The organism is Shewanella sp. 11B5 (assembly GCF_002836795.1).
GTDB lineage: Bacteria > Pseudomonadota > Gammaproteobacteria > Enterobacterales > Shewanellaceae > Shewanella > Shewanella frigidimarina.
The window spans coordinates 1-6,359 of the sequence record NZ_PJAP01000342.1; the positions used below are offsets into that span (position 1 = coordinate 1).

Consider the following 6,359-nt stretch of genomic DNA (forward strand, 5'->3'; position numbering starts at 1 on the left):
GCGGTCTTGTATTGGCTGCTTATCGTCTTATTCAACAACTCAAGGACTTGAGCACAGATTATGTTGAATCATAAACTCAATAATTATCACCATGTGGTAGCCATCGGTGGCGGACATGGGTTAGGCAGAATTCTTGCTTCATTATCTTTTTTAGGCCCAAGATTAACGGGCATTGTTGCAACTACGGATAATGGCGGTTCTACCGGTCGACTTAGGCAAGATCAGCAAACTATTGCATGGGGGGATTTACGTAATTGTCTTTCTCATCTTGCACATCGTCCATCGTTAGGTTCAATGTTATTTGATCATCGTTTTACCGGTGATAATGAACTTTCTGGGCATAATTTAGGTAATGTCGTATTACACGCACTTGATCAACTTTGTGTAAGACCACTTGAAGCGGTTAATCTAATTCGTGGCTTACTTAAAATTGAAACACAAATTATTCCGATGTCAGAGGCTTCGACTCATCTTGTAGCACTTACCCACTGTGGTAATAAAGTGTTTGGTGAACTCAATGTTGATGGCATGAAGGAAGCACCGATTGCGTTATCTTTGGAACCTGAAGTTGAGGCGACATCAGAGGCATGCGATGCATTAGCAAAAGCTGATTTGATTATTATCGGTCCGGGCAGTTTTTTAACCAGCATACTGCCACCTTTATTACTGCCACAAATTGCCAAGAGCATTCGTGACTCAAACGCACATGTCATGTTAATTGATAACTTAACGGCTGAGTACTCCCCTGCAAGCACTTTTAGTATTGAAGATAAAATTGCTTGGTTTAATCAGGTAATAGGCAAAGAAGTGATTGCTGATGTTATTCAGCATGCAGATGAAATTAAGCTGTCTTACTCCAACATTAATGGTGTTCGTTTTAATCACTTTCCTTTAGTCAGTCAACACCATCCGGGATTACATGATAAAACCGCATTAGCTGAAGCGATTAGCCAAGTTTGTGACTTACACCACACGCCAATTGATATGGCACAATACCGTCATTGCAATATGAAATAAGTTTATCGATGTTGGGTTATATCGACGCTCAAAGCGTTTAACATTCGTTATTGATTTGGTTTATAAACAGACTGCTCACTGAAGTGATTTTTGATTTGATGAACACTTGGCTATCGTTGTGATTTCTTAGGTATGAATATTGAAATGGCAAACAAAAATGGCTGCATATTGCAGCCATTTTTGTATCACAATAGTAAAACTAAATCACTTGAGCTATAGCTTTACAAACCACTGGAATATTATTTTTCGTTAAGCCTGCAACGCTAATACGACCCGAGCCGACAATATAAATTGCGAACTCATCTTTTAAACGTGCAACTTGGCTTTTGTTCAAACCAGAAAAGCTGAACATACCATTTTGACGAGAGATAAAACTGAAATCTTGTTCAACACCTTCAGCTTTTAGGCTTTGCACAAATAAACTGCGCATCTCAGCAATACGTTCTCGCATTAGTGTTAATTCTGTTTCCCATTCTTGACGCAGTGTAGCATCAGCTAAAATGGTACTAACTATTAATCCACCATGCGCCGGAGGATTGGAATAGTTTGCGCGAATAGTTTTTTTAATTTGGCTAAAGCTTTTTACTGCATCATCTTGATTTTCAGCGACGATGGTTACCGCACCAATACGTTCGTTGTATAAACCAAAGTTTTTAGAAAATGAATTTGCAATCAATAACTCTGGTACCACGGCTGCAACCGCTCGTAAACCTTGCGCATCTTCATCAATGCCGGCACCAAAACCTTGGTAAGCAAAATCAAATAATGGCAACAATGATTTTTCCAAACAAACCTTGGCAACTAATTTCCATTGTTCAATCGATAAATCAATACCCGTTGGGTTATGACAGCAGCCATGAAGTAAAACAACATCACCGGCATTCGCATTGGCTAAATCAACCAACATTGAATCGAAATCCATGTCATGTGTTTCAGCTTTGTAGTAGCGGTATTCTTTAACGGTTAATCCTGCTGTTTCAAAAATATTCTGGTGATTGGCCCAAGTAGGATTACTAACCCAAATAGTTGTTGATTTAGTATTTCGGACGAGAAACTCTGACGCTACCCGTAATGCACCCGTTCCACCGGGTGCTTGCGCTGTTACCGCTCGTTTATCCGATATAATTTGGCTATCAGCGCCAAAGAGTAATTCTTGAACCACTTGGTTGTAAGCTTGTACACCTTCAATACCGAGATAATTTTTGGTCTTTTCGGTTTCAAGTAAAATAGCTTCAGCTTTTTTTACTGAAGATAATACCGGCGTTTGCCCAGCTTCATCTTTATAAATGCCAACACCTAAGTTGACTTTGTGAGAGCGAGTATCTGCTTTGAAAGCATCTGTTAAGCCTAAGATGGGATCTGCTGGAGCAAGTGTTACTTGAGAAAAGATCATTACAACTATCCTAAGTGAGGTGAATAGACAAATTTTGCTTAGTTATACCACTCTATGTCCCTTGTGAGTAGTGAGTTTTTTGATTGTTGAGATAAAAATACAAAATTGATAAAAACAACGCAAAATATTTTAATGCTCTGGGCATTCTCATGGTCAAAATACATTTGAATAAACAGATTACTTGTACTAAGTGTGCCGAATTGGGTAACACCTAATCATTAATAATCTTTCAAAAAATGATATGTCGTTTAGTTGCACTATTCAGTGCTACGTTCATAGCTTCATTCAACTGCATTGCCGCTTACTCGTATTGAATGTTTATATCATAAACTCAGTCTTGTATAACATTGGCAACCACAGCAACGTTTATCTTTAAAGATAAACAGGCCCTAATCATCATCAATTTTTTGAACACCGTGAAAGTACTCAAATGAGACAGTTTATTGAGAGTAAACAGGATAACTCAATTTATTAATAATACAGGTGATATAAAAAATAAGTATAAAAAAAGGAACCCGAAGGTTCCTCTTTTTAAAGCGACAAACTAATTACTTAGTTAACGCTTCTTTTGCTTTCTCAACTAAAGTTGCAAAAACAACTTTGTCGAAAACAGCGATGTCAGCCAAAATCTTACGATCGATTTCAATAGACGCCTTTTTCAAGCCGTTAATGAAACGGCTGTAAGACAGACCATTTTGACGAGACGCTGCATTAATACGTGCAATCCATAACTGACGGAATTGACGTTTTTTCTGACGACGGTCACGGTAAGCATATTGACCAGCTTTAGTTACTGCCTGAACAGCAACACGGTAAGTACGGCTACGAGCGCCATAATAACCTTTAGCTAATTTTAAAACTTTCTTGTGACGAGCACGTGCGGTTACACCACGCTTAACTCTTGGCATTTTCTAAACTCCTAAATTAAGCGTATGGTAGTTGACGCGCGATTGCTGGAACGTCAGATTTAGCAACTAAACATTTAGCACGTAAGTGACGCTTACGCTTAGTGCTTTTCTTGGTCAAAATGTGACGTAAGTGTGCTTGCTTGCGCTTGAAACCATTAGCGGTTTTCTTAAAACGCTTCGCTACACCCTTGTCTGTTTTCATTTTAGGCATTTCTAAAACTCCGCATTGGGACGTTAATAAACGTAAGGCGAGCAAAAGCCTCAAGAGACTTTTGCTACTTTAGGGTTGCCCTACTATTTCTTTTTAGGTGCTAGCACCATAATTGCTTGTCGACCTTCCATTTTCGGGAAAGATTCAACAACCGCATACTCTTCCAAATCAGCCTTGATACGGTTCAAAAGATCCATACCTAGGTTTTGGTGTGCCATTTCGCGACCACGGAAACGCAGCGTAATTTTCGCTTTGTCCCCATCTTCTAGAAAACGAATCAGGTTGCGTAGTTTTACCTGATAGTCGTTTTCATCAGTGCCAGGACGGAATTTAATTTCCTTAACCTGGACCTGTTTCTGCTTCTTCTTTTGTTCTTTTTGAGCTTTCGCTTTATCAAAAAGGAACTTACCGTAGTCCATTATGCGACAGACAGGAGGCTCAGCATTGGGACTGATCTCTACAAGATCAACTCCGGCTTCATCTGCAACGTTCTGAGCTTCTTTTATACTTAATATACCAATTGGCTCACCATCTAAACCTGATAAACGGACTTCAGGTACACCAGTGATTTCATCATTGATTCTATTAGGGGCTGGCTGTCGCCCTGCTGTTCTTTTGATCTTTATGACCTATTCCTCCAACAATTTGAGACTACGGAGCGAAATCTGTTGACGTATCATCGCGGCGAAATCTTCTAGTTTTAACTTGCCTAAATCGATACCGTCACGTGTACGCACCGCTACTTCCTTATTTTCCATTTCTTGATCACCAACGACCAATAAATAAGGCACACGTCTTAGGGTGTGTTCGCGTATTTTAAAGCCTATTTTCTCATTCCTCAAGTCAAAAGATGCTCGAATACCCTGTTCTTTGAAGAATTTAACGATTTCTTCAACATAATCAGCTTGTTTGTCGGTAATGTTCATTACAACTACTTGCATTGGAGCAAGCCAAGTTGGGAATTTACCGGCGTATTCTTCTATCAATATACCTATGAAACGTTCTAAAGAACCTAAAATAGCACGATGGATCATTACTGGCGTCTGGCGACTGTTGTCTTCTGCGACATAAGTGGCACCCAAACGAGTCGGTAATGCATAATCGAGTTGTACTGTACCACATTGCCATGCACGATCTAAACAGTCATGCAAAGTAAATTCGATTTTTGGACCATAAAACGCGCCTTCACCCGGTAATATTTCATATTTAATATTATTATTGGCAAGAGCTTGCTTTAAAGCGTCTTCAGCTCGGTCCCACATATCGTCGTCGCCAATACGCTTTTCAGGGCGAGTTGACAGTTTAACCACGATATTATCGAAACCAAATGTAGCGTATGTGTCATATACCATTTGGATACATGCACTGACTTCTTCTTGTACTTGATCATCAGTACAGAAAACATGAGCGTCGTCTTGAGTAAAACCACGTACGCGCATTAAACCGTGAAGTGAACCAGATGGTTCGTTACGATGACAGCAACCAAACTCTGCCATACGTAATGGTAAGTCACGATAAGATTTTAACCCTTGGTTGAAAATCTGTACATGACCAGGACAGTTCATTGGCTTGATCGCGTATTCACGGTTTTCGCTATTAGTAGTGAACATGGCTTCTGCGTATTTATCCCAGTGACCAGAACGTTCCCATAACACACGATCCATCATTAGTGGGCCTTTCACTTCTTGATAAGTGTATTGACCTAGCTTTTGACGAATGAATTTCTCAAGTTCTAAAAATATGCTCCAACCATCGTTATGCCAAAACACCATTCCTGGTGCTTCTTCTTGCATATGGTACAAATCTAATTGTTTACCAATTTTACGGTGATCACGCTTAGCCGCTTCTTCTAAACGCACTAAATGAGTTTTAAGGGCTTTTTTATCGGCCCATGCTGTTCCGTATACACGTTGCAGCATTTTGTTATCAGAGTTACCGCGCCAATATGCACCAGCAACGCTCATTAACTTAAAGTTCTGACAAAAACGCATGTTTGGCACATGAGGACCACGACACATATCGATGTATTCTTCGTGGTGATAAAGCGCTGGTGTTGCGTCTTTACTGATGTTTTCATCTAAAATAGCAATTTTGTATTCTTCACCACGACCATCAAATGCATCGCGGGCCTCTTGCCAAGATACAACCTTTTTAACCACATCGTAGTTAGTTTTGGCTAATGCAAGCATACGCTTTTCTAGGGCTTCGATGTCTTCATGCGTCAGCTTATGGTCTAAGTCGATGTCGTAATAAAAACCGTTGTCGATAACCGGGCCGATTGCCATTTTGGTTTCTGGCCACATTTGCTTGATCGCGTGACCTAATAAATGCGCACAAGAATGGCGAAGGATTTCAACACCCTCTTCGTCTTTGGCCGTGATGATAGCTAATTCTGAGTCTGCAGTGATTAAGTCAGTTGCATCTTTTAATTCACCGTTTACACGGCCAGCAATACACGCTTTTGCTAAACCAGGGCCGATGTCTAATGCAACATCAAGAGTCGATACAGGATTGGCAAACTCACGTTTGCTGCCATCAGGCAATGTAATAATAGGCATGAAATTTCCTTTTCCAGTGGTGACCCACACGTAGGGCCACATGGTAATTAAGTATGTTCTTTTTGAACGAGAGCACGTTAATGAAATCAAGACAGTACAGGAGTCTTAGTTACCCAAAAACGTAAGTCTCTATTCTATGTGATAAGCGGATTATTGCGCAACCATCATGCGGTCAATAACTGCCAGAAATAGCATGTTTAAGTCAAATTAATCACGTGAGTTGACTGTATTAGTGAGTGATGATTTTAGGCGGAGACTGTATTGACAATGCT

General features: G+C 40.1%; 6 protein-coding genes. 1 reads left to right on the top strand and 5 read right to left on the bottom strand.

Going from position 1 to position 6,359, the window contains the following annotated elements:
- The first annotated feature begins 60 nt into the window (after positions 1-60).
- Positions 61-1,017 carry a uridine diphosphate-N-acetylglucosamine-binding protein YvcK gene (yvcK, locus tag CXF78_RS07230; protein ID WP_011637484.1) on the top strand — a complete coding sequence of 319 codons (957 nt, stop codon included), beginning with the start codon at positions 61-63 and terminating at the stop codon, positions 1,015-1,017.
- A 199-nt stretch (positions 1,018-1,216) separates the two neighbouring features.
- Here yvcK and CXF78_RS07235 read toward each other — a convergent pair whose 3' ends face one another.
- The 5 genes from CXF78_RS07235 to thrS form a co-directional block, all read right to left on the bottom strand.
- The gene (locus CXF78_RS07235) at positions 1,217-2,410 is read right to left on the bottom strand and encodes an amino acid aminotransferase (protein ID WP_102036397.1); all 1,194 of its coding nucleotides are present in this window, start codon (positions 2,408-2,410) and stop codon (positions 1,217-1,219) included.
- 548 nt (positions 2,411-2,958) lie between these two features.
- Positions 2,959-3,318 carry a 50S ribosomal protein L20 gene (gene rplT / locus CXF78_RS07240; RefSeq protein ID WP_011637486.1) on the bottom strand — a complete coding sequence of 120 codons (360 nt, stop codon included), beginning with the start codon at positions 3,316-3,318 and terminating at the stop codon, positions 2,959-2,961.
- Between the two features lie 16 nt (positions 3,319-3,334).
- Entirely contained in the window at positions 3,335-3,529 is a 195-nt protein-coding gene (gene rpmI / locus CXF78_RS07245) for a 50S ribosomal protein L35 (protein ID WP_011496149.1), read from the bottom strand.
- Between the two features lie 83 nt (positions 3,530-3,612).
- Positions 3,613-4,155 carry a translation initiation factor IF-3 gene (gene infC / locus CXF78_RS07250; protein ID WP_081430133.1) on the bottom strand — a complete coding sequence of 181 codons (543 nt, stop codon included), beginning with the start codon at positions 4,153-4,155 and terminating at the stop codon, positions 3,613-3,615.
- 3 nt (positions 4,156-4,158) lie between these two features.
- Positions 4,159-6,087, bottom strand: coding sequence for a threonine--tRNA ligase (gene thrS / locus CXF78_RS07255; protein ID WP_011637488.1), 1,929 nt, complete (start codon positions 6,085-6,087; stop codon positions 4,159-4,161).
- Positions 6,088-6,359: the final 272 nt, after the last annotated feature.